Here is a 22877-nt window from a genome sequence, read left to right on the forward strand (position 1 = left end):
GAAACACAACCAGTACCAGTTTTGAAATCACTTTGATTGACGACATCGACCCGGTCATCTCTGAAAATCCACTAGACCGAAACGAATCGCTGGATGGCGATTGCGACTTTGTTATCCCTGACTACACCGCTGAGATATCTCCGACAGACAACTGTGATCCGGCTGTTGATGTAACTCAAACTCCAGCTATTGGAGCGGTTTTTAGCGGCCACGGAACAACGCAAACCATTACGCTCACAGCCGAAGATAACGCAGGGAATACTGCCTCGGTTGACTTTGAAATTACGTTGGTTGATGAAATCGATCCAACGATCACTTGCCCGGCCACTCAAACTTATTCTCTGGATTCGAACTGTGTATTCACTGTTCCTGACTTTATTTCTTTGGCAACTTTTAGCGATAACTGTGATGCCGATCTGGATGTAGTTCAAAGTCCAGCATTGGGAGAAATAATCACAGACGGTGATGGAACCTACACAGTGACTCTCACAGCAACTGACGATGCTCTAAACTCAGCAACTTGTACATTCGATCTCGTTCTTGAAGACAATACAGCGCCTTCTTTTACTTGCCCAGGAGATGATGTGCTAAACCTCACTGACAGTTGCAGCACTTCGCTTCCTGACTACATTACAGAGATGGAGGAAGCTGGCAGCTTTGAGGACAATTGCGATATCCAGACTGTAACTCAAACTCCATTAGCTGGAACCGAGATAAGCTCTGCTACAACAGTTATAATCGAAGCTATCGACATTAACGGCAACTCCACATCCTGCACATTCGAAGTCACTCTCGAAGATGTAGAAAGCCCGCAATTTGAAACTTGTCCAGCAGATACGATTTTCATTGACCTCGCAGATCAATGCGATTACGTACTCGAAGATTTTACAACACTAGTTGGAGCTACAGACAACTGTGCCGTAGCGGATCTGGTGCAAAGTCCAGCTCCTGGAGCTGTCACTCTTCAGGGAAATTCAAGTCAACCAGTTACAATTACAGCGACAGACGATGCCGGAAACTCAACGATCTGCAGCTTTATGGTCGCTACCGTTGACGATACAGCTCCGGTAATAAATGACTGCCCTTCAGACCAGACTTTCAATAAAGACGAAAATTGCGGCTTTGCCTTGCCAGACTTTACTGGAGACGTGACTTACGATGAGCCATGCACTGCCACCGTAAATCAGTCGCCTTCGGCAAATACATTTATCATGTCAGATTCTACGGAAGTCACGCTCACAGTTACCGATCCTTATGGAAACTTCTCGGAATGCATTTTTTACGTTTACCTTGAAGACAATGAAGCGCCAACATTGACATGCAACGACTTGACAATCGAAGTGGAGTCTTGCCCGATTGCGCTGCCCAACTTTGCAGATTCGATGCTCATCGAAGACAACTGCGAAATTGCATCTATCACGCAATCTCCAGAAGTAGGAGATTTTGTGATGCCAGGCGAACATGAAATCACTCTTACAGCTTACGATAACTCAGGTAATTCAACTAGCTGCACTTTTATAGTGACCTACGAAGATCTCACAGCTCCGGAGATTATTTGCCCTGACGATATTGTAGAGTCTGCCGCTCCCGGAGAATGCGGAAAGGTAATCACCTTTGACGATCCTATGGGCTCTGATAATTGCGATGTGGATAATGTCGACCAAATTCAAGGTCCGTCAAGTGGTTCTTTCTTTGAAGTTGGAGAAACTCTGATTGAATACGAGGTTACGGACTTTTCGGGCAACACGAACACCTGTTCCTTCACCATCACCGTGACGGACGATGAAGCTCCAGAACTCACCTGTCCCGATGACATTATTCAGTGTGAGCAAACTGTGACTTTTGATGCCCCAATGGCAGTGGACAATTGCGAAATCAACACTTTCGACCAAACCTCGTCCAACATTTTTCAAAGTGGTGACACATTCCCGATTGGAATAACAACTTTGGAGTATACGGCCGAGGATATTCACGGAAACCTTTCAACTTGTTCTTTTACAGTTGAGGTTGAAGAGCCGATCGATACAGAGTTGCCAGACTTCCCGGAAGGTTTCTGCCCGGAAGATTCGCCAGCTGACATCACAACCTATGTGGATTCTGAGTTGAACTGGAACTGGATTGATGGAACAGATGTAGATGGGATTTTTAATGAGACTGAACCAGGAGTTTACAACCTTAACTTCACAGCAGAGATCGGTACATGCTTCGAAGAATTCAACAGAGAGCTGGAAGTTTATCCGGCTGCTGTTGCCGATGCCGGTCCCGATTTGGAGACTTGTGGCGACATGAAAGAAGTTAATGCAACAACCTTTGGGTCGCAGATTAATTGGACAGCTTCTTCACCAATGGTAGACGCAAACCCATCCAACCTTGTGGAAGATCCAATCCTTGTGGCTAACGAATTTGGTAGCTATGAATTGACCTTGGATGTAGTGACTGAAAATGGCTGCACTGCTCAGGATCAAATGAGCGTGGCCTTTTACGAAATGCCGGGCGAGCCCGATGCTGGTGAAGACTATGAGTTTTCGTTTAAATACGAAGTGGAGCTTCAGGGAAATTACGCTGGAGCTGGAGACATCACCTGGAGGACCGTTGCAGGCCAGGGAACTGTTGTGAATGAATCGAGTCCGACAACCATGATCACAAACCTCGGTGAAGGAACCAACATTTTTGAGATTGAAATTTCCAATGGGGTTTGTCCTACTACTCGCGACAGCGCCATAGTGATTGTCAACGGACTCAACATTCCTTCAGGTTTTTCTCCAAATGGCGATAACAAAAATGATCGCTACGTGATTCGCGGAATCGAGAATGCAATCACTAGTGAAATCAGAGTTTTCAACCGCTGGGGAAGTCTGGTTTACGAGCAGGAAAATTACAACAACGATTGGGAAGGACTTTCAAAAGGTGGTAACCCACTGCCCGAAGACACGTATTTCTATGTTTTGGAGATAAATGAATCATTGAGCTTTCGCGGATACATAGTGATCCGCAGATAACATGAAGAACTGCATACTACATACCGCCCTGTTTGTGTTATTGGCAATTGGTGCCCATGCTCAGCATACCCCAATTATCAGCCAGTACATGCAAAATGCACTTCCACTAAACCCCGCGTTTTCCGGCAGTAGAGAAGCTTTGTCACTGGCTGGTTCGTTCCGCTCTCAGTGGGCTGGATTTGAGGGCGCTCCTGTGACCCAAACAATCAGTGCTCACACTCCCCTCAAAAATGAATCTTTCGCAGTTGGAATGATGATCTTCAACGATAAAATTGGAGTCACTCGCCAAACAGGAGCCTATGCAAATTTTGCATATCGCCTAAAACTTCGAAAAGGTAAACTCAGCTTTGGATTGGCCGCAGGTGCCTCTCAACGAGTTTCCAACTGGACAGAAATTAATACAGACGAAGGACAGGACGAAGCCTTTATGCAAGACAGGCAAACTGCATTTCTACCAAACTTTAGCTTCGGAGCGTATTATTACAATTCCGATTGGTACGCAAGCCTTTCTATTCCGATGATGCTCACTCATTCTTTCGAGGGGAAGGGCTACGTAGCTTCCAATAAATTTGAAAATTACAACGTGATGCTCAACGGAGGAATGGAATACTCCATTGACCGCTATTGGGACCTCAGGCCATCTTTGATGCTGCGCTATTTACACTCAGCGCCTCTTCAAGCCGATATCAACGTGATGGCGCGCTACGATGAATTTATTGAGGGAGGATTGTCTTTTAGAACGGACAAGTCGCTGATCGTTTTAGGTAGGTATTTTGTAAACCAGCAGTTTGCCGTAGGGTACTCCTTTGGCTGGACTTTCCAAAAAATTGGACAATACCAAAATGGTACACACGAGATTACTTTGACTTACGATTTTAAGTACGTTTCTCATGCTGCTAACCCAAAATTCTTTTGATGCCGAAAACCTTAAAAAACATATGGACCCTTGTTTTGCTCCTGAGTGTTTCGGCTTTTGCTACTGCTCAGGATTTTGAGGTTTTTCCAGCGGAAGTGAACACCAACTATGACGAGTACGCTCCGGCAATGTTTGGCGACAAACTGATTTTCTGCAGCAACAGAAAAGCAGACCTTTTAAACACAGTTGTGGACAGCTCCGACACGTACATGACCAATATTTTCCAGTCAAAAGTTAAGGACGACTTCACCCTTAAATCTCCCAAAATTCTCTCTGAATGGAGAAGACCGGAATTTCACGAAGGGCCCACAACGTGGAGTGCTCAGGAAGAAAGGTTTTACTTTTCCAGCAGCATGAAGGCCAGGGGTAAAAGAAAAGGAGACAATCGTTATCCCACAGTTTTAGGAATCTATTATGTGGTCATGCAGGAAGGGGATGCCTTTATCCGACCAAGGCCGTTTGCTTTCAACAGCGAAGGAGAATTCAATGTAGCTCATCCCGCAGTTTCGCAAGACGGTGAAAGGTTGGTTTTTGTGAGTGATCAAAGTGGCTCATCTGATCTTTACATGTGCGATAAAACCCGCTCGGGATGGTCGAGACCTGTACGTTTGCCGGATTATATCAATACTGATGGTCGTGAGATGTTTCCTTCTTTTTTTGAGGGGAGATTATACTTCGCTTCAAATGGACAGGAAGATAGCCAGGGAATGGATATTTACTTTTCTGTAATGAAGGATGGCAACTGGCAAAAACCTGTGCGGATGAAAGAGCCGATCAATTCGGAATTTGACGATTTTGGGATCGCCTTTGTCAACGATGAACGAGGTTTTTTCAGTTCCAATAGATCTGGAAAAAGCGATGATCTCTTCCGGTTTGCTCCCATCGACCCAACCTTCGAAAATTGTAAAGAAATTCAGCAGCCTACTTTCTGTTACCTGGTGGAAGAACAGGCAATGCAGCCAAACGACACTTTGCCGATTGTCTACGAATGGGATCTTGGAGACGGCACTATAAAGCGGGGCTTGAAAGTTGAACACTGCTATGCAGACACTGGCTACTACGAGCTCTCGCTCAATGTGCGAGACACGATTACCGGCAATGTTTATACGGGTGTGTCTGAACTGGAATTGCTCATTGAAAAAGAAAACCAACCCTACATTACTTCTGCCGACACAGTGAAAGCGGGCGAAGAAGTGATCTTCACCACTGAAGGCACTTCCATGACGGACTTCGAAATTCAAAAGTACTTCTGGTCTTTTCCAGGTACTAAAAAGATGTTGCGAACCGATTCTGTTAGCTGGAAGTTTAAAGAAACAGGGCTTCACCGTATCCAACTCGGTGTGATGAGCACTATGGATGATGAAGGTGAGAGAAAAAAATCCTGTGTTTATAAAGATGTTCTCGTGCTAGAAGGTGAGATTGAAATAGAACCAGAAGAGATGAAACTGATTCCACTCGACTCGGTGAGCACACTTGAAGACTTTGCCGCAATGATTTCAAATAATATTCTTCTCTCTATTGACTCTATTGCTCTTCAGCTGAATGACACATCTGGGATTGAAAACCTTCCATTCCCTGCAGATTCTACACTGCGGAAGTACAACAATAAATTGAGGGACCTTTTGGATGTGCAGTTCGCAGGTAAAGATGAATTGACAGACAAGACCAAAGACGACCTCAATTATCTGATCATGATACTGAGACAGCATCCACAGTTTGGATTGCAAATCGAGTCGTTTTATCCGGCCTCGAAAGACGAGGAAGAAGATGACATTTCACTCTACAAAGCTCTCACGATACAGAATTATTTTCAGTATCTGGGAATCGATGCGAGCCGTATAAAGGCTAGTGCTCTGAATACTTCAAAAAGTAGGGCGGCAACGGTTAGTGTTGATGGTTTTAGCAAAGTTCAGCTCTGTAGAGTTAACAAAATAAATGACCAGGAAAATGAATAAAATATACACCCTTATCACTTTTATATTTGCTTCAGTGGTGGCCATGGCACAGCCCGTGCCGGCAGAGGAAGAAAACATTCCCTGGTTGGTCACCTTCGGAAAACAGGCAGAAACAAGCTGGGGAGACGATGATTTCACCCAGGTCTTTTTCTTTGCTGTTCCCAGTGACTTCAACAAGCCATTTTATATCCGTGTCTTTGATCCTGACTGCGGAGGAGAGCACGATGAAGTGAATGAAGGATTTGATACTTACACCAAGTTTTCAGTGTATGGAGGGCTCGGGTGCATCACAGAAGACGATGCTCGCGAAGTCGACCCGATAGGGAACTGGAAAAGTGGAAACCTACTTGGTTCAAAAGTTTTTAAAGAAGACGAGAAGTACGACAACAAGTGGTACACGTTCGGCCCATTTAATCCAACCGAAGGAGAAAAAAGTGAAAAATGGGGAGGCAATATTTTCAAAGTGATTTGCGAAGGAGTCAGGGGAAATGACGGTAATGTGTACCGCTACTTCATGAGTACCGAACCTAATTCGAATGTTCCGGTGGAAGGTGGAAATATTTTCACTTTCGAATACTCGTTTAGAATGCACTCTGAGCCCTGGCAGAAGTCCCATGTTTATCCGTATGTAGATGATGCTGTGGTCTCGCTAAAACAAAACAATTTCGACTGGGATGATGACGGGTTTATCCAAATTGTTTCGGTAAAATCTGTGTCTGAAAATGTAGCCACTTCGGGAGATGACCGATGGTCCACCAGTTCCTACAAGGTTAGTGATGAAGAACGGGGAACTTCGCTCGATATTCAGTTCATTAAAGATGACACACGAGCCGTCAACAACAACAATGTGGTTTTTTATATCACCAACCAGTACGGGGAGTTACTTCCATTCTACAACATTCCTATCGGTGGAATTCCCCGACCCAAAGGAAAAGGAAAGTTGACACCAATAAAACGCTAAGCACAAATTGATGCACAATTCAGCGAGACAATTTCTATTTCTACTTCTGTTTCTCATTGCTCAGAATACTTTCGCACAAAAGCTCAACTACGAGCATTTTGACAATGAGAGTGGCCTGACCAATTCCTTTGTCAACACGATCAATAAAGGAGCTAAAGGTTATCTTTTCATTGGGACAGGAGAGGGGTTGTTTCGCTACGATGGATTCGAATTTGTGAAATTCGATAAGAATTCCGGACTGTCAGAAAATATCATCGAGTGTAGTTTTCAGGACAGCAAAGGGCGACTTTGGTTTGGGCACAAAAACGGAGGCATTACAATTTATAATGGCCATTCTTTTAGAGTCCTTCCGATGGGGCCTTACGCGGATTCCAAGATTGTCGACTTTACAGAAGACGAATCGGGGAATATTTGGGCTGCATCCCAAAGCGATGGCATCCTCCGATTCGATAGTGAATTGAGTATCCGACAGTTTGTTAATGGATTTGAAGATTACGTCTTGCACACTTTGGAGATCCTGGAAAGTGACCTGTGCATAGCAGGTTCAGATATGGGTGCGCTCAAGTTTACCCTCCCTTCTGAAAACAATGAGGTCATTGATGTCCAAATGATTATGGAGGTTCCTCTTACCAATATTTACAGCATGGTGAAGAGAGAAGACCAGCTCATTCTGGCTGCAGATGACGAAGGGGTTTTTAGTGTTTCCAGCTCTTCCGAAAATGAGGGCTTAGTTGTAGATGAAATTCTACCTGAACTTGATTTAGATCGGTTTCAGTTTTACTCGGTTTCGTGCAGTCCTTCAGGTGATTTATGGTTGGCAACAAGAGGAAAAAGCTTGTGGAAAATTGAGTTTGAAAATGAAAACAAGTCCGAACCGAGCCTCATAAACTACAATGAAGAAAATTCTCTCGGTGCACTAAACATAAAAACTGTTTTTACTGATGAAGAAAAGAATGCCTGGGTTGGATCCTTTGGTCAGGGGCTTTACAAGCTAAAGCCTTCGCCAGTCGTATTTTACTCCTACGGGAAAGGAGCTGAAGATGACGATATTCATTCTGTTTATTTTCAGGATAATGAATACTGGTTGGGAGGCCACGGTAGATTACTCAACACCAGAACAAACCCAGGGCATGTCACTCGCGAGTACAACGCAGAGAATTCCGGTCTACCCAGGGACAAGATCACTTCTCTGGTGAAGGACAGTGCCGGAAACTTGTGGTTGGGAACAAGAAATTCTGGCCTTTTTCGAAAACTAAATTCCGATACGGTTTTTGAAAAAATCCAGCTTGAGAGAGGCAGTCTTGCCGAGATCATCAACGATCTTGAAATATTTAACGATAAACTTTGTGTAGCCACGGGCAGTGGACTTTTTATACTCGAAGGAGAAAAAATCATTGATCATCTAACAGTAGCCAGTGGCTTGCCTCATAATTCTGTGAAAGCACTTGCAACTTACAAGGGCGAATTGTGGGTTGCGGCCAAAGGAAGCCTGTTGTCCAGGTGGACTGGAAAAGAGTTGATTTCAATGAATGTTCCGGTAGATGACCGTTTGATGCAAACATCATCTCTGGAGACGACACATGACGAGAGCCTGCTCGTATCCACTCTCGGCAATGGAGTTTTGACTCTCGACAGCCTCGGCAAATGGAGCCACTTTCTTCGCGAAGATGGTTTGTACTCCGACTTCTGCTACTCACTCACCAAGTCGAGTGATGGAAAGATTTGGGTTGGCCATAATGGAGGCCTGAGCTTTATGCTGCCTGGCAAAGGTTGGCAGATATTCGAAGAAACTGAGGATATGGATTGCGCCACTTACTCCAACGCCATGTATTCTGATCGCGAAAACAACGTGGCAATTGGAACTGACAAGGGATTGCTCTACTACACTGCATCAAAAGACGCCAAGAACACTGTAGAACCGGAACTCATCATCTCTGAAGTTGTGATTTCGGATAGTGTCTATAACTACACTGAGGGCATCGACCTTCGCTACGGAACTTATCGTTTGCGCGTTGATTATTTGGGATTGAGCTATCAGAACCCCGAAGAAGTTGAGTACAGTTATTTCCTTGAAGGACACGATCCCGGCTGGTCTGAACCGACCAAGAGCAGAACTGCAATTTACAACAGGCTGGACCCAGGCACTTATACTTTCAAGCTGAAGGCATTCAACAGCGATGGAGTGGGGGGTGAATCCGTAGAGTCATTCACCATTTTCGTGGACAAGCCTTTTTGGTTGAAGTGGTGGTTCTTCGTTTTGGTCATTGTTTTCCTAATTGCCCTGGTCCGGTTTATCATCGTCCGCAGACTTCGCTTTCTTGAGGCGAATCAAGAGTATTTAAAGAAAGAGCTGAATGCTCGTTCTAAAGAAGTGCTGTCGCAAAAAGAACTGCTGGAGCAGAAGAATAAAGACATTACTGATAGTATCATCTACGCCAAGCACATCCAAACGGCAATGATGCCCTCCGACAACGAGATGCATCAGTGTTTCCCTGAATCTTTTGTGTTCAATAAACCACGAGACATCGTCAGTGGAGATTTTTATTGGGTCAAAGAATTCGAAGAAAAGATTGTACTGGTTTGCGCAGACTGTACCGGACACGGGGTTCCAGGTGCTTTTATGTCCCTTATCAGCACCTCGCTTCTAAAGGAAGTGAGTAATTCCCGGGAGATTGACTCGCCAGCTAAAGCTATGTTGGCACTCCAGCAAGAAATGCGCAGAACACTCTCGCAAGATCATCAAAACACACTGCGAGATGGAATGGATGTTTCGCTTGTAGAATTGGATAAGAATACGCTAGAAGTTAGAATGGCCAGCGCCCGGAGGCCCGTTGTATTTTATCAAAATGGTGAGAGAAAAGTTCTTTCTGGTGATCGACTTTCCATCGGTGATGCCACACCGAGTGATGATTTTGAATTCACTGAGCATACGATCCAGATGAATAAAGGTGATTTGATTTACATGTTCTCCGATGGTTTACAAGATCAGTTTGGGGGCGAAAAAGGTAAAAAGCTCAAGAAGAAAGGACTTCTCAATTTGCTTGATGATCTCACAGCTATGAACATGCGCGAGCAGCAAGAGCACATCGCGAGACGTTTTGCTGAATGGAAAGGTTCTTATGAGCAAGTGGATGACATCATCTTAATAGGCGTTCGCCTTTAGAAATCTCTTACTGCTCATCTTTGCCAAAAGAGTTGCAACTTTGCCAATTCTGAAAAGCAAAAGCACATTTCATGTCTACAGAAAACAAAAAGCTCAGCACCGATGAGCTCAACCGGCTTACTCCTGAGGAATTCCAAAAATCCCCCAAGCTTCCGGTTGTGATAGTTCTCGACAACATTCGAAGCGCTAATAATGTGGGTTCAATTTTTCGATCTGCTGATTCATTTGGTATCAGCAGTGTTGTGCTTTGTGGAATTACTGCGAAGCCACCACATCGCGATATTCAAAAAACGGCCCTTGGCGCCACTGAAACGGTAGAGTGGAAATACCATAAATCTGCTGAAGAGGCCGTGAAGGAGCTCAGCTCTTTGGGTTACATGGTGCTCAGTGTCGAGCAAACCAAAAATTCACAAAAACTTTCTGAATTGAATTTGGAGACTGATAGACCAGTAGCCCTGGTTCTTGGCAATGAAGTTAGAGGAGTACAGCAAGGTGTAATCGACCTCTGTGATGGCAGTTTAGAAATTGAGCAATTCGGAACCAAGCACTCGCTCAATGTTTCTGTTTGTGCAGGAGTGGTGATGTATGAGATTTCAAAGAAGCTAAGGGTTGGATAAATAAATAGTCTTCGGAAAAGGACATAAAAAAACCCGGACCTTGCTGAGTGCAAGTCCGGGTTTTTAATTTTATCACTTATCGATTAGAACGTGAAGCTGTCCCAGTAGTCGATAAATTCGAGATCATTTTTCGCTTTTTCTTTCAGTGACGGATCAGCTTCAACTGCCATTTCCAACTGATTGTTCACCTCAGAAGCGTTGTTCTGACGAGCTGCAATCACTGCCGCGAGGTAGTGAGCCATTGCTGAATCGTTACCGCTGTTGTTAAGCGTGCTTTCTGCTCCGGTTGCATCTCCGTTCAACACTTTTGCAAGTGCAAGGTTGAAAGTTTGGTAGTTGCTCATGTTGTTGATCGCTCCAGTGTACTCACCTTGCTGGATCATCACGAGACCTTTGTTGTATTTCACTTCATCTCCTGCCGACATCGCATCGTTAAACAAGCTGATAGCTTCTTCTCTTTCTCCTTCGAGACGAGCAATTACACCGAGGTTGTTTGTAGAAACTGGGTTCTCCTCGATAGAGTTAGCTTGTTCGAATTTGGCTTTAGCTTCCTGCATTTTGTTTTGCATCATCAGGATGTAACCAACGTTGTTCACAGTTCTGAAATCTTCAGGGTAGTTCGATTCTGCACTCTGGTAAATTGTCAACTTGTCGTTGAGGTCTGGATAAAGAGTAGCAGCATAAAGAATTTCTTCAACTGTAAGCGTGTCTGGGTTAGACATGGCGAGTTCTTTCAATTCTTCATCAGAGTAACCCATCACATCGTAACGAACGGCAATTTGAGATCTTCTCAAATCAGGAAGAATTCTCTTTTCGATAACCTGGAATGTTTTAGACAGGTTGCGAATCTCTTCCTCACGCTTGTTTTTATCTTCGTACATCTCAAGAACGCGGATGATCAGGTTCTTGTCTTCGATGTCTGAAGCTTCCATCGCTTCCTTAAATCCTTCCCAGTCCTCACCTTTCGGCATTAGGTTGTAAAAAGAATCCATGTCTTCTGGAGCCATGTCGTTTTGTTTCAACTCTCTGTTTACAACTTTCTGTGCTGATTCTGCACGTTCCTGAGCGAGGTTCTCATTTTTCGAAATCTCACCTTCTGGAGAAGCGTAAGATTGAATTTCAACACCTGTGATAGTGATTTTGTCATCTTCAGATGCAGTTTCCATGAAATCTTCAAGAGCTTCGATGTCTGCATCGCGAAGTTCAGAACCACGAACGACAGAAGAGTTTACCAGGTAGTTGATTACCGCGTTTTGCTCAAAGCTCAACACGCGCTGGAAGTTATCTTCAGCGAGAAGCACTTTATCATCGCTCATCATCAGGTAAGGAGTGGTACGTGTACCTTTTCCAACTTCAAGTGGAGGGAACTGTTGAGTTTTATCCCCTTTCATTCCTTTGATGCGCAGTTCGAGGGTAGCATCTTCCATTCCGTCAACGAAAGCAATCTTGTCGTTGTAGGTAAAGCTTTTACCTTGCTCGTAAGGAATTACTTCGTAGTTACCAGCTGCGTTTTCTCCCTGAAAACCTTTCATTTCGAAGGCTTGCTCACCACCGTCATAAACGAGGACTGGCGTAGCTTCTACAAGAACTTTTCTGTGGAAATATTTTTCCGGAAATGTTCCGGTGATCGTTACTTCGATACTGTCACCGCGAACGATTAGCGGAGAAGGCTCTGCAGATGCATTGAGCTCTTCTACATATTTTTCCATCTTGCCGAGGCCGCCACATCCGGCTAGCACTGTTACGGCCAAAAGGGAAAACAGGAGAATTCTAAAACTTTGGGTCTTCATGCGAAAATGATTTTATTTTTAGTTGTGTCTCTTTGCTCTTCAAAATTGCTGCAAAACTACTATTCCTTTTGGTTTAATAAAATTTTGCCTATTCAATTAAAGCTTGAAAACATTGATTATCCGTTAATTTCTTATGGTTGATTTATATTCAAAAACCTTTTATTGAGCTTTTGTTCGGGGAATGAAAGTAGAAAAATATCTACACCCCGATTCCATAAACTGATGAAAATGTTCACAGTCTACGTTTAATTAATAATCATCCCCATGTTGCTGAACTTTCGAATACGAGCTTCTTTTCTCTTATCCGGTTCCTGATTGTTCAGTTTTTCGAGGTTTTTGAGGATCTCTTTCTTCACGGTTTGGAACATTTTCTCAGTGTCTGCATGAGCACCTCCGACAGGCTCTTTAATAATCCCGTCAATCAATTTGTTCGACAGCATGTCCTCTGAAGTCAACTTGAGAGCTTCAGCTGCTTCTTTTTTGTGATCCCAGTTTCTCCACAAGATAGTAGAGCAGTTTTCTGGAGAAATTACAGAATACCAGCTGTTTTCCAACATGAGTACTTTGTCCCCAATGCCAATTCCCAAAGCACCGCCCGATGCACCTTCGCCAATGATGATGCAGATTACGGGTACGTTGAGTTTCATCATTTCAAACAAGTTGCGAGCAATGGCTTCACCCTGTCCGCGCTCTTCTGCTTCCAGTCCTGGGTAAGCTCCCGGAGTGTCTATAAAAGTGACAATCGGTTTATTGAACTTCTCAGCCATTTTCATTAGTCGCAGGGCCTTGCGATAGCCTTCAGGGTTGGCCATACCGAAGTTGCGGTACTGGCGCATTTTGGTATTCACCCCTTTTTGCTGACCGATGAACATCACCGTCTGATCGTTGATCTGACCAAGGCCACCAACCATGGCTTTGTCGTCTTTTACACCGCGGTCACCGTGGAGCTCAATGAAATTGCCCTCTGTAATGGCCTCGATGTATGAAAGCGTGTAAGGTCTTTTGGGATGACGAGAAACCTGCACTCGCTGCCAGGAGGTGAGGTTTGAATAAATTTCTTTGCGTTTTTCGGCAATCTTTTTCTCCAGCTCCTTCATGGGTTTGGAGACATCCACCTGGCTGTCTTCAGCAATTTCTTTTTGCTTCTCGAGCTGCTCGTGTAGTTCCTGAATAGGTTGTTCAAAATCGAGATAAACGTCCATAAATTATTGTTTAGTAACTCTTTTCTGATAATTGTTGCTCTGCAATCTCCCCGAACCTTCTTTAAATATAAGTCAGTTTGCAGGTTTTTTCATTTGTGCAGAAGTGGCGCAAGTTAGCAATTAATTTGTGCCATAATCTTCACGAATGCCTTTTGGCATCTGGTGAAGGCGAGAGTCGGCCAGGGCAAAACTATTGATTCGATAGAAACTCAACCAGTTTTGCTACTGCTTTTCCTCTGTGGCTAATCTCATTTTTTTGCGCCATGTCCATTTCCGCGAAAGTAATATCAAAACCTTTTGGCTCAAAAATGGGATCATAACCAAACCCTTCACTTCCCGATCTTTTTTCCCGAATGTTTCCCACGGCCACACCTTCGAAAAGGTGTTCCTCACCATTGAGGAGTAAACAGATCACAGTGCGAAATTGTGCAGATCGATCGAGCTCACCCTCGAGGCCGTTCAGCACCTTGTCCATGTTTGCCTCAGAATCTCTTTCTCTGCCAGCATAGCGAGCCGACAGCACTCCTGGCTCACCGTCAAGAGCTTTTACCTCGAGGCCTGTGTCGTCTGCAAAGCAATCAAAGCCATACTTGTCCTTGATGAAATGCGCTTTCTGTCTGGCGTTTCCTTCCAGGTTCGACTGCGTCTCTGGAATGTCTTCTTCGATGCCGGCCTCCTTTAGAGAAACAATTTCAAACTGATCTCCAAGCTGTGTGGCCACTTCTTTTACTTTGTTGGGGTTGTTCGATGCGAAAACTAATTTCTTCATGCCTTTTTTCTTTTCACTTTTCCGGTTCGGGTTTCAGCGAATTTATCGTGGTATTCAATCTCTTTGGGAACTTCGTATTTGTCCAAAACATCTTTCATTTCTCCGAAAAGCAATCGTTCGGTAGCTAAATCGAGTGGATCTGACTCAATGTGCAGTACTACGAGCTCACCTAGTTTTTCATCGCTTTTTGACGAGATGTAGTATCTGCGATCCAGGAGCTCTTCGAGTTTCTTTTCCACTTTTTCCGGCAGGATTTTCACACCACCAGAATTAATGATGTTGTCGAAACGTCCAATTACTTTGAACTCATCAAAATCTTCGAACTCCACTAAATCGTTGGTGATGATTTCAGATTCGAAAAAGTCTGCCTTCAGAGTCAAGCAGCCTCTCTCGTCCTGATTGGCCTTGATGCCCGAAAGGAGCTTGAAGAATGCAGAGCGATTATTCCCGTTCAGCGGCCGTATTGCCACGTGGGATGCCGTTTCTGTCATTCCGTAGGTAGAGAAAAAGTGAGTTCGACATCCCTGTAGCCTTTTCTCCAGACGCTCCGATATTGGAGCGCCACCAATAATCACTTTGGCAATTTTGTCGATTTTCTCTGGTGTTTTGTTCAGAAGCTCTTCGACCTGAAGCGGCACCATGGCCGCAAAATCAAAGCTCTTGTTTTCAGAATTCGGTGAGGAGGAAGGCGCCTCGCAGAAAAGAGTCCAGCCTTGCGTGAGCGCTCTGACAATCATCATCTTTCCGCCAATATTTTCTGCCGACAGGCAAAGCAGGGCGGTGGTACGATCGTTTAGCCCAAAGTAGTCGTTCGTGTTCTCAGCGCTTTTGCTCATCAGTTTTTTTGAAAGCTGAATGGTTTTCGGCTTGCCTGTGGATCCACTCGTTTTGACTTCTACGAAATCTGAATCGTTGAGCCACTCCGAAATGAACTTGCCGATCGACTCTTTCCACTCTTCTCCGGAGTTCACCAGAGTATGCGCCAATTTGGTTAGCTCACTTCTTTCGGCTTTTCCTTCAATCCACATGGCTCGTAGCTTTATCGAAAGTTGTCAGATCCCAGCTTGACGTGGGCTGGTAGAGTAAATGACCTTTTTCAATAGTTAAAGGCGAAGGGATGTTGTCGGTGTAAAGTTGCCCGGTTCCAAGTCCTTGCGGCATCTCAGAATTTTTAGTGAAAACCCATTGAGCAATCGCATTCAGCCCGATGTTCGATTCGAGAGCTGAAGTCGCCCACCAGCCTGCGTCAACTTTTTCAGCAAGTTTGATCCATTCATCGGCCTGCTCAAAACCACCTATCAGGCTTGGCTTTAAGATCAGGTACTGTGGTTTGATTTCCTTCAGGAGTTCGCGCCTTTCGTTTTCTTCGGTCACTCCGATTAATTCTTCGTCAAGCGCAATTGGGACCGGAGTGTTTTTACACAACTCACCCATCGATTTCCATTGTCCTTGCCTGATCGGTTGTTCGATGGAATGAACTTCCAATTTAGCCAGCTCATCCAGTGCCCATTTTGCTTTCTCTAGATCAAAAGCGCCATTGGCGTCTACGCGGATTTCAATTTGTGAGGAAGGATGTTTTTCTCTGAGAGCGCGAAGAAGGTCTAGTTCCTCTTGTGTTTCGTGAGCACCAATTTTCAGTTTTATACAATCGAAGCCGGCCTCCAGCTTTTCCTCGATTTGGTTGGACATGCTTTCCAGGTCTGCCATCCAGACCAATCCGTTGATCGGAATGCCAGATTTTCCAGCTGTGAACCCTGACGGGAAGAGGATTCCGATTTCTGAATTTTTCAAGTCCTGCTTGGCCATTTCAAATCCAAATTGAACTGATGGAAGCGATGAAAGGTCTTCTGCGAATAGTTTTGTAGAATTCCAGGCATCACAGATTTCGTTGAGTTTAGACTCAATTTGTGCTGGTGTCTCAGGGTTGAGACTTTCTATGATGGAGCATTCACCAATTCCGCGCTGACCATCTCTTTCGAGAACAAGAAACCACGAGTGCTTTTGGGTAAGCACTTCACGCGAGGTTTTCGCCCGAAATTTGAAGTGAAATGTCTTTTTTGTCCAGCTCGCTTTCATGGTCAATTGCTTTCTTCAACAGCCGCGAAATTAGGATGTTTCAAGTTATTGACGAATTTGTAGAAGGCAGAACTTTAATAGACGGAACTTCGATATCAAGTGCCGAGTTTATTGAAAGGATCGAGACAGCGGAGCGTGAAGTCGACAGTGGGAAAGTTTATTCTACTGATGAATTGTTAGGGATCTACCGTTGATTCTTAAATCCACATCCCAGCAAAAAGTAGCAGCGAAAACGCAAAAGTCCCCAAAGCGATTTTTTTGAGTTCGGGATCCAACTTGGCCGGAGTTTTCTCGGTCCAGGCCGTTTTTAAGTGGACAGCGAAAATCAAAATTGGAAGAAGAGAAATCCACTGACTCCAGTTCGAAAACTCCAACAAGCCAAAAGTTATGGCGCAGAACCATCCCAAAACTACCAGTGAAGTTTGGTACCAACGTGCAGTCTCAAATCCCATTTTTACCACAATTGTGTGTTTCCCGCTTTGTCGGTCGTTTTCGTGATCGCGCATGTTATTCATGTTGAGCACTGCAGCGGAGAAAAATCCGATAGTCGCAGCTGGCAACACGGTGGTCCAGTTGAATTGAAAGGTGTGTAAAAAGTACGTGCCGACAACTCCCACGAGTCCAAAAAAGAGGAAGACAAAAAGATCGCCCAGGCCTCGATAGCCGTAAGGAGATTTTCCAACGGTGTACTTTATGGCTGCTCCGATTGCTGCAATTCCCAGCAAAAGGAAGATGAGAAGCTTTGATGAGAGTGCGCTTCCAAAGGCTTCAACCAAAAGCCACACACCAGAAGCAAAAGAAAAAATGGCGAAGAGAATCACTCCAACTTTCATTGAACTTTGACTGATGGCTCCACTTTGTACTGCACGCTGAGGCCCAACGCGTTTTTCGTTATCCACTTCGGAAACTGAGTCGCCATAGTCGTTGGCGAGGTTGCTGAGAACTTGCAGCATCAGAGTGGTCAGCAATGTGAGCAGGAACACGTTTAGCTCGAATTTACCGTGGAGTTTGGCCATGGCACTTCCTGTGAAAACACACGAAGCAGCAAGAGGTAAAGTTCTTAAGCGCATTGCGCTAATCCAGGGTTTCACAGCCATAGCGTTAGTGAATCTGATCTTTTAAGTGTTTGAAAAACGATTTCAAAACCGAATCGTTCTCGAGGCGAGGGGTTTTGATTTCCAGGATTCCTGCACGCTCGCGGTTGCTGTACAGCCAGTCGAGGCCTTCGGACAGTTCGGCTTCATTTTCACTGGAAAAATAGTCAAGGTCAAATTGTTCTGCCAGCTTTCGAGCATCCATCTGATGATGCGTTTCAAAGTATGGCTCAAGAGCTTCTGAAGTCGATGGGCCGGGGATGATTCGAAAAATGCCGCCACCACCGTTGTTGATCAAAATGATCTTTAGGTTCGGTTTCAGGTAATTGTTCCAAAGGCCATTGCTGTCATAGAAAAATGCGACATCACCCGTAATTAGTGTCGTTTCTCTTTGGCTGCCCAATGCTGCCCCCACGGCAGTGCTGGTGCAGCCGTCTATCCCGCTAGTGCCTCGGTTCCCGTTGTAAGTTATTTGCGGTGAAGGGTCAAAGAGCAAAATGTAGCGCACTACTGAGCTGTTTCCCATTTGAAGAAGGGAGTTTGCCGGCAGCTTTTTCAAGATCTTACTGAATACCTTGAGATCGGAGAACTCACATTTTTCAATAAATCGCTCACCGTGCTTGTGATTCAGTCTGTTTCGCTCTAGCCACTTATCTCTGTAATCTCCAGAAGGCGAAATAGTCTTCTGATTCATTTGTTCGAAAAACGTCTCGGGCTTCGAAGAAACTCTCAATGTTAGAGCCTGGAAAGTGTCGATGTATTCGTCAGCTGCATCTACATGCCAGTGTTCAGTTGGCAACATGCAACGGAAATGTTTTTTAATTTTTTTAGAGACGATGCTGTGGCCGATAGTGATTAAAATATCTGGAACAAACTCTTGCTCTTCTTTTTCAGACATCGTTACCAAAAGTCGATCGATACAACCGATGTAGTTGGAGTGGTGCAGGTTCGATGAAGCCTCGGTCATCACCAGAGCTCCGGTTTTTTCAGAAAACTCAAAAAGCGCCTTCTCAAGCCTTTCGTTCTTAGGGGTCATCCCGCAGAGCACGAGTACTTTTGGAGCCTTACTCAATTTGTCTGCAAGGTGGCTTGCCTCAGACTGAGCGAGCTGGATGTCCATTTTCGGAGAATGGATCACCTTGGGAGGAATCTCATGCTCTTCTGTGGTTCCGTAGAGGTTTTCTCTCAGCGGTAGGTTGATGTGCACAGGACCTTTATTATCTGCCTGTGCAAGATCTATGGCTTCGTTGATTTGTCTTTGGTTGTGCCAAACAGAGTCTCTGTCTGTGGCTTCCTGAGCCAGGCTATACGACTTTTTGATAAAGTTGGCGTAGAGGTTTTGCTGCCTCATGGTTTGTCCATCGCCCTGATCGATCCATTCATTTGGCCTGTCGGCTGTGATCACCAGGAGTGGGATCTTTTGATAGAACGCCTCCACAACTGCCGGAGCATAATTCACTGCCGCGCTACCTGAAGTGCAACAAACGGCCACTGTACGACCTGTTTGCTGAGCCATGCCCAGGGCGAAAAAAGCTGCAGATCGTTCATCGATAATCGAGTAGCAATTAATTTTTGGGTGGTTGTGAAAAGAAATGGTGAGTGGAGCGTTTCGAGATCCCGGTGAAATGACAACATCCGTCACTCCCTTGTCTGCCATCAGTGTCACTAAATCTCTTACGGGCTTCTTGTCTGAAATCATCCTCTCAAAATTGGGCGGCTAAGTTCTAAATTTTTCAATTACCGACTGGAGGGTTGCTGCTTTGTGGGCTGTTTCTTCCCATTCCGATTGAGGGTCAGAATCTGCGGTAATTCCACCACCGATGTGCAAAACGAAATTATTCGGAAAAACCTCCATACATCTAAGGTTAACAAAAAGGTGATCTACTTTGTGTAGGCCAATCGGACCGAGAAAACCGGAATAGTATTTTCGCTCCTCTTTTTCGTGTTCGCAGATGAACTTCATAGCTGGTTTTCTAGGGAAACCATTCACTGCAGGAGTCGGATGCAAGGCCATTGCTATTTCCAGAATGGATTTGTCAGACTCAAATCGAATCGTGCTTTTTAAGTGCATTACGTTTCCGGCATTCACCGTCTCCACTCTAGAGCTTTTCAGTTTCGAAACTCCTAACTTTTCAAGTTGATTTAAAATATCCTGAGTGACAATTTTCTGTTCTTGTCGTTCCTTTTCAGTCCAGTCGCGAGGCTCGCTTTTAGATGGCTTAGTGCCCGCCAGGGACATTGTTTCAAATCGGTTTTCCTTTCCTTTCACCAAAGTTTCTGGTGTGGCACAAATCCATGTCCCAGCCTTCGGGTGGTTAAATACGCAAACAAAAGCCGATGGGTATCGATTTGCGAGTGCATCCAATAGTTTTGAAATACTGGCATCGCCTCGGTCTACTTTTTCTATTCTGGCTACAACTGATTTTTCGAAATCTCCACGTTCAATTCTTTTAATGGCATCTTTCACCCGATTCAGATGTGTTTCTTTCGATGTTGATTTGAGGTCGATTTCTTGTGGGCGTGCGAACCCTGCTTGCAACTGAAGTTTGTCGGCCAGCTTTTCTGAATGACTGAAAGATCGCTCACTGCAAACGTGATCGGCCTGTAAGTAGATTGACGGATGTTTCGTGGAGGCTTCGAAAGGATGAAAGACAAAACAACGCTCAGAAGGCTTTTTCAGTTCATCGCCATTTTGCAGAATAAACTGAAACTGATCCCTGGCTGGGAGTCTGTAGGCTGCAAAAGCGAAATTCTTCGCTAGTGCGATATCTACGGCAGGCAGAAGTTCCATTTTAATTGTTGCTATTACTTTATATCTACAACCATCACGGTAAGACGTCCGGTAGCTGTTAGTTCTCCATTTTCATTTTTGATGTCCACGTTCCAAACATGCGATTTTCGTCCACGATGCAAAATACTCGCTTCTCCCACAACACTCCCTGATCTCACACCTTTCAGATGGTTTGTGTTAACTTCAATTCCAACAGCCAACTGTTGTTTTTGATCAATCAAAAAGTGAGAACCGATACTACCAAGTGTTTCCACCAGGGCTGCCGAAGCTCCTCCATGCAGCAGTCCATAAGGTTGGTGAGTTCGTTTATCGACTGGCATTCTACCGCTTATCCGACCTTCCTCAATGGAGAGAATCTCAATACCCAGGCTTTGCAGCAGAGTATTCTCAGACATTCTTTCTAGTTGAGCTTTTTCTTCCTGAGTCATGAAATGAGAGTTTGCACAAAGGTAAATGAATGGTCATAGAATTGACTCATTCTGTTTATAATCGACATTTCGAGCATTTCATTTCTTATTTAAATACTTTTCTTTGCATCAATTAGCAAAAGCATGAGTGAGAAGCCGCGCATATTGGTTGTAGAAGACGAGTCTTCCATCAGAGAGATGCTTCAGTTGAATCTCGATCTCGAGGGGTATGATGTTGTTCTTGCCAAAACAGGTGGCGAAGCACTGGAACGACTGCGTCAACAAAAGTTCAGTGCGGCCATTCTTGACGTGATGTTACCTGAAGTGGATGGCTTCACCATTTGCAAAACTATCCGACTGGAAGGCAATACTACCCCAGTGCTGTTTCTTACCGCTAAGAGCAGTGGTCCCGACAGAGTAGAAGGCTTAAAAATAGGTGGAGATGATTATCTGTCCAAGCCGTTTCATTTGGAAGAGTTGCTCCTCAGAGTTCAAAAGCTCGTGGCAAGAAGTGGCGAGAGTGAAGGCAAAAAACTCTCGGATTTGGAAGAGTTTAGCTTTGGTGAAAACAACTACGTCAACTTTAAGCACTATGAGATTCGAGATAAAGAGGGTAGGGAGCAGGAAATTTCTAAGAAAGAAATGATGATGCTCAAGCTATTGATTCATGAGAAGAACAAAGTTGTGAGTCGCGAAGAGATTCTGGAAACCGTTTGGGGTTACAATGTTTATCCCTCCACCAGAACTATAGATAATTTTATACTCGCGTTTAGAAAATATTTTGAACCAGATCCGAAGCAACCCATTCACTTTCACTCCGTCAGAGGGGTAGGATACAAGTTCACGCCTTAACAAAATGAAAAAAAGTTTTCATAAAAAGGCAACCTAATTTGAAACGCTCGTCTTTAGATTAGTTACGCAGTTTTTTCCAGGACTGCGTTGGTTTCAAAATTTTCCTTGCAGGTTTACAGAAAGGGGTTCATTTATGAGCCCTTTTTTGCTTTTATACCCCTGATGTTCAGACTTATCTAAGTATAATTTTCCGCAAATAAAAAAGCCTCAAAATTCATTTCTCAATGAATTCCGAGGCTTTAAATGTTTTTTGATGAGATTTTACTTATCTAACTCCTGCTTTTCCCAGAGCATTTTTCAATGCAGCTTTCAATTTATCTAAAGCGTGGCTCAAAGATTTTTCCATGGACTCATCATTACTGCTTACAGCAATTGGATCCATACCTCGTGGTCGAGCTTCCAAAACACATTTCTTGTCGCGCTCACCACCTTTGTCTGCATTTTCATCAGAAAGGTGAACTTCAACGCGAGTTAAACGCTCGTCAAAGTGTTTTAGAGATTTTTTAACGGTTTCAGTAACGTAGCTCTCCAGGCGAGCAGTTCCTTCAATATTGTTGTCAGTATTTACTTGAATTTCCATATTGATCTTGTTTCTATTTTGAAATTTTAGAACAGCTCAAATTCTGTCCTTGTTCAGATAAAGTTGTCAAACTTAAACCATCTTGATGTAAACCACTTTCTTAGTTTCAAAAAAGGGCTCCTCGAAAAATTTAGTGAGATCGGTTACCTCGTAATACCTTTTAACGGGTTTGAGCTCGGCTTTCAGGTCGCCTCCTTTGAGGTAAAGAATTCCATTGGGAAGGTGATTTTTTTGTTTCCGGTCGATTTTGCCGTTGGTCCAGGGCAGGAACTTCTCCAACGCAGTGACAGCCCGGCTCACAACGTAGTCGAACTTGCCCTTGATCTTTTCGCCTCGAGCGTGCTGCGCTTCCACATTTTTCAGTCCAAGTGCTTCAGCAACTTCTTTTACTACGGTGATTTTTTTACCGATAGAATCCACCAGCGTGAAATGCACCTCCGGAAAAAGAATTGCAAGTGGAATACCCGGAAAGCCTCCGCCAGTTCCGATGTCGAGGATGCGAGTGCCATTCATAAACTTTGCCACCTTAGCAATGCCCAGAGAGTGAAGCACGTGCTTCTCGTAGAGATTGTCAATGTCTTTTCGCGAAATGACATTGATCTTCTCATTCCACTCTGCGTAGAGCGGACCCAGCTGACTGAATTGTTCCTTTTGCCGATCGGTAAGATCGGGAAAGTACTTTTCGATAATTGCGATTCCCATATG

19 protein-coding genes are annotated in these 22877 nt (G+C 44.4%); 8 read left to right on the forward strand and 11 right to left on the reverse strand.

Annotation, left to right across the window (positions count from 1 at the left end):
• The 6 genes from ABHV44_RS11695 to ABHV44_RS11720 all read left to right on the forward strand — a co-directional run.
• Positions 1–2999, forward strand: a 2999-nt coding sequence (locus ABHV44_RS11695) for an HYR domain-containing protein (RefSeq protein ID WP_459074881.1), incomplete at its 5' end; no start/stop codon positions are given.
• A gap of 1 nt (position 3000) precedes the next feature.
• A complete protein-coding gene (locus ABHV44_RS11700) occupies positions 3001–3915 on the forward strand; it encodes a PorP/SprF family type IX secretion system membrane protein (protein ID WP_459074882.1) in 915 nt (304 codons plus the stop codon).
• The gene (locus tag ABHV44_RS11705) at positions 3915–5870 is read left to right on the forward strand and encodes a PKD domain-containing protein (protein WP_459074883.1); all 1956 of its coding nucleotides are present in this window, start codon (positions 3915–3917) and stop codon (positions 5868–5870) included. Before ABHV44_RS11700 ends, ABHV44_RS11705 begins: the two co-directional genes overlap by 1 nt.
• Positions 5863–6831, forward strand: coding sequence for a hypothetical protein (locus ABHV44_RS11710; protein WP_459074884.1), 969 nt, complete (start codon positions 5863–5865; stop codon positions 6829–6831). Before ABHV44_RS11705 ends, ABHV44_RS11710 begins: the two co-directional genes overlap by 8 nt.
• A gap of 10 nt (positions 6832–6841) precedes the next feature.
• Positions 6842–9994, forward strand: a complete 3153-nt coding sequence (locus ABHV44_RS11715; RefSeq protein WP_459074885.1) for a two-component regulator propeller domain-containing protein — start codon at positions 6842–6844, stop codon at positions 9992–9994.
• A gap of 71 nt (positions 9995–10065) precedes the next feature.
• Positions 10066–10611 carry an RNA methyltransferase gene (locus tag ABHV44_RS11720; RefSeq protein WP_459074886.1) on the forward strand — a complete coding sequence of 182 codons (546 nt, stop codon included), beginning with the start codon at positions 10066–10068 and terminating at the stop codon, positions 10609–10611.
• 83 nt (positions 10612–10694) lie between these two features.
• Here ABHV44_RS11720 and ABHV44_RS11725 read toward each other — a convergent pair whose 3' ends face one another.
• From ABHV44_RS11725 to ABHV44_RS11745, 5 genes are all read right to left on the reverse strand, one after another.
• On the reverse strand, positions 10695–12401 hold the full coding sequence (locus ABHV44_RS11725) for a tetratricopeptide repeat protein (RefSeq protein WP_459074887.1): 1707 nt from the start codon (positions 12399–12401) through the stop codon (positions 10695–10697).
• A 245-nt stretch (positions 12402–12646) separates the two neighbouring features.
• The gene (locus tag ABHV44_RS11730; protein WP_459074888.1) at positions 12647–13603 is read right to left on the reverse strand and encodes an acetyl-CoA carboxylase carboxyltransferase subunit alpha; all 957 of its coding nucleotides are present in this window, start codon (positions 13601–13603) and stop codon (positions 12647–12649) included.
• Between the two features lie 190 nt (positions 13604–13793).
• A complete protein-coding gene (locus tag ABHV44_RS11735) occupies positions 13794–14372 on the reverse strand; it encodes a non-canonical purine NTP diphosphatase (RefSeq protein ID WP_459074889.1) in 579 nt (192 codons plus the stop codon).
• Positions 14369–15400 (reverse strand): AMP-binding protein, encoded by a 1032-nt coding sequence (locus ABHV44_RS11740; protein ID WP_459074890.1) that lies wholly within the window; start codon positions 15398–15400, stop codon positions 14369–14371. Before ABHV44_RS11740 ends, ABHV44_RS11735 begins: the two co-directional genes overlap by 4 nt.
• The gene (locus ABHV44_RS11745; protein ID WP_459074891.1) at positions 15390–16448 is read right to left on the reverse strand and encodes an o-succinylbenzoate synthase; all 1059 of its coding nucleotides are present in this window, start codon (positions 16446–16448) and stop codon (positions 15390–15392) included. Before ABHV44_RS11745 ends, ABHV44_RS11740 begins: the two co-directional genes overlap by 11 nt.
• Here ABHV44_RS11745 and ABHV44_RS11750 point away from each other — a divergent pair.
• Positions 16421–16642 carry a hypothetical protein gene (locus ABHV44_RS11750; protein ID WP_459074995.1) on the forward strand — a complete coding sequence of 74 codons (222 nt, stop codon included), beginning with the start codon at positions 16421–16423 and terminating at the stop codon, positions 16640–16642. The two genes, ABHV44_RS11745 and ABHV44_RS11750, sit on opposite strands and share 28 nt — an antisense overlap.
• A gap of 3 nt (positions 16643–16645) precedes the next feature.
• Here the strand turns inward: ABHV44_RS11750 and ABHV44_RS11755 are convergent, their stop codons facing one another.
• The 4 genes from ABHV44_RS11755 to ABHV44_RS11770 are packed head-to-tail and all read right to left on the reverse strand — an operon-like array spanning position 16646 to position 20761.
• Entirely contained in the window at positions 16646–17545 is a 900-nt protein-coding gene (locus tag ABHV44_RS11755; RefSeq protein WP_459074892.1) for a 1,4-dihydroxy-2-naphthoate polyprenyltransferase, read from the reverse strand.
• A 4-nt stretch (positions 17546–17549) separates the two neighbouring features.
• Entirely contained in the window at positions 17550–19241 is a 1692-nt protein-coding gene (gene menD, locus ABHV44_RS11760; RefSeq protein WP_459074893.1) for a 2-succinyl-5-enolpyruvyl-6-hydroxy-3-cyclohexene-1-carboxylic-acid synthase, read from the reverse strand.
• An 18-nt stretch (positions 19242–19259) separates the two neighbouring features.
• The gene (locus ABHV44_RS11765; RefSeq protein WP_459074894.1) at positions 19260–20333 is read right to left on the reverse strand and encodes a chorismate-binding protein; all 1074 of its coding nucleotides are present in this window, start codon (positions 20331–20333) and stop codon (positions 19260–19262) included.
• A gap of 14 nt (positions 20334–20347) precedes the next feature.
• Positions 20348–20761 (reverse strand): PaaI family thioesterase, encoded by a 414-nt coding sequence (locus ABHV44_RS11770; protein WP_459074895.1) that lies wholly within the window; start codon positions 20759–20761, stop codon positions 20348–20350.
• 123 nt (positions 20762–20884) lie between these two features.
• Between ABHV44_RS11770 and ABHV44_RS11775 the strand changes: the two genes are divergently transcribed.
• Positions 20885–21592 carry a response regulator transcription factor gene (locus ABHV44_RS11775; protein ID WP_459074896.1) on the forward strand — a complete coding sequence of 236 codons (708 nt, stop codon included), beginning with the start codon at positions 20885–20887 and terminating at the stop codon, positions 21590–21592.
• 265 nt (positions 21593–21857) lie between these two features.
• Here ABHV44_RS11775 and ABHV44_RS11780 read toward each other — a convergent pair whose 3' ends face one another.
• Together ABHV44_RS11780 and rsmG are read right to left on the reverse strand one after the other, a co-directional pair.
• Entirely contained in the window at positions 21858–22172 is a 315-nt protein-coding gene (locus ABHV44_RS11780; RefSeq protein WP_459074897.1) for an HPF/RaiA family ribosome-associated protein, read from the reverse strand.
• 72 nt (positions 22173–22244) lie between these two features.
• A complete protein-coding gene (gene rsmG / locus ABHV44_RS11785) occupies positions 22245–22874 on the reverse strand; it encodes a 16S rRNA (guanine(527)-N(7))-methyltransferase RsmG (protein ID WP_459074898.1) in 630 nt (209 codons plus the stop codon).
• Positions 22875–22877 lie beyond the last annotated feature (3 nt).

This window comes from Halocola ammonii (assembly GCF_049334165.1).
GTDB lineage: Bacteria > Bacteroidota > Bacteroidia > Flavobacteriales_D > Sanyastnellaceae > JBEGHD01.

Bases quoted from the DNA above. Each gene is read 5' to 3' on its own strand.
- ABHV44_RS11755 (WP_459074892.1), bottom strand. From the start codon at position 17,545: ATGGCTGTGAAACCCTGGATTAGCGCAATGCGCTTAAGAACTTTACCT.
- ABHV44_RS11715 (WP_459074885.1), top strand. From the start codon at position 6,842: ATGCACAATTCAGCGAGACAATTTCTATTTCTACTTCTGTTTCTCATT.
- ABHV44_RS11775 (WP_459074896.1), top strand. From the start codon at position 20,885: ATGAGTGAGAAGCCGCGCATATTGGTTGTAGAAGACGAGTCTTCCATC.
- ABHV44_RS11735 (WP_459074889.1), bottom strand. From the start codon at position 14,372: ATGAAGAAATTAGTTTTCGCATCGAACAACCCCAACAAAGTAAAAGAA.
- ABHV44_RS11700 (WP_459074882.1), top strand. From the start codon at position 3,001: ATGAAGAACTGCATACTACATACCGCCCTGTTTGTGTTATTGGCAATT.
- ABHV44_RS11705 (WP_459074883.1), top strand. From the start codon at position 3,915: ATGCCGAAAACCTTAAAAAACATATGGACCCTTGTTTTGCTCCTGAGT.
- ABHV44_RS11740 (WP_459074890.1), bottom strand. From the start codon at position 15,400: ATGTGGATTGAAGGAAAAGCCGAAAGAAGTGAGCTAACCAAATTGGCG.
- ABHV44_RS11745 (WP_459074891.1), bottom strand. From the start codon at position 16,448: ATGAAAGCGAGCTGGACAAAAAAGACATTTCACTTCAAATTTCGGGCG.
- ABHV44_RS11710 (WP_459074884.1), top strand. From the start codon at position 5,863: ATGAATAAAATATACACCCTTATCACTTTTATATTTGCTTCAGTGGTG.
- ABHV44_RS11780 (WP_459074897.1), bottom strand. From the start codon at position 22,172: ATGGAAATTCAAGTAAATACTGACAACAATATTGAAGGAACTGCTCGC.
- ABHV44_RS11770 (WP_459074895.1), bottom strand. From the start codon at position 20,761: ATGACTCAGGAAGAAAAAGCTCAACTAGAAAGAATGTCTGAGAATACT.
- ABHV44_RS11765 (WP_459074894.1), bottom strand. From the start codon at position 20,333: ATGGAACTTCTGCCTGCCGTAGATATCGCACTAGCGAAGAATTTCGCT.
- ABHV44_RS11730 (WP_459074888.1), bottom strand. From the start codon at position 13,603: ATGGACGTTTATCTCGATTTTGAACAACCTATTCAGGAACTACACGAG.
- rsmG (WP_459074898.1), bottom strand. From the start codon at position 22,874: ATGGGAATCGCAATTATCGAAAAGTACTTTCCCGATCTTACCGATCGG.
- ABHV44_RS11725 (WP_459074887.1), bottom strand. From the start codon at position 12,401: ATGAAGACCCAAAGTTTTAGAATTCTCCTGTTTTCCCTTTTGGCCGTA.
- ABHV44_RS11720 (WP_459074886.1), top strand. From the start codon at position 10,066: ATGTCTACAGAAAACAAAAAGCTCAGCACCGATGAGCTCAACCGGCTT.
- menD (WP_459074893.1), bottom strand. From the start codon at position 19,241: ATGATTTCAGACAAGAAGCCCGTAAGAGATTTAGTGACACTGATGGCA.
- ABHV44_RS11750 (WP_459074995.1), top strand. From the start codon at position 16,421: ATGTCTTTTTTGTCCAGCTCGCTTTCATGGTCAATTGCTTTCTTCAAC.